General features: G+C 34.9%; 1 protein-coding gene. It reads right to left on the bottom strand.

What is annotated here, in order from left to right; all coding sequences use genetic code 11:
* Positions 1-418, bottom strand: a 418-nt coding sequence (locus J7R05_RS08440; RefSeq protein ID WP_208541893.1) for an amino acid permease, incomplete at both ends; no start/stop codon positions are given.

The raw sequence follows: 418 nt of genomic DNA, 5'->3' as shown, positions 1-418 counted from the left end.
TTCCTCCAAAAGAAAACATTACTACAGAAGTCGCTAAAACAACCCCTACTGCTCTATAAGGAAAAAAACCGCCATGATCCCAAAGATAATGAATATTCGCTTGATTTTCCCCTAGTCCAGTGACAATGAGAAAAATTCCCAAAATAATCATACCAATAACAGCAGCCACTTTGATCAAAGCGCAAGCAAATTCAAATTCTCCATAAAAACGAACATTAAACAAGTTAATGAATGTAACAAATAAAAGAACAACGAAAGATGCCTTCCAGTGATCAATCAAAATCCAATGATCAAGGTAAAACCCTATCACTGTAAGTTCAGCCATGCTCACAAGAATATAAAGAAACCAATAATTCCAACCTGTTATGAAACCAGCTAATCTCCCCCAATATTTATAAGCAAAAAAACTAAATGCTCC

The organism is Bartonella capreoli (assembly GCF_902813205.1).
Taxonomy (GTDB): domain Bacteria; phylum Pseudomonadota; class Alphaproteobacteria; order Rhizobiales; family Rhizobiaceae; genus Bartonella; species Bartonella schoenbuchensis.
Note: the sequence above shows the minus strand (reverse complement) of the source record. Positions and strands in the feature narration are given on the sequence as shown.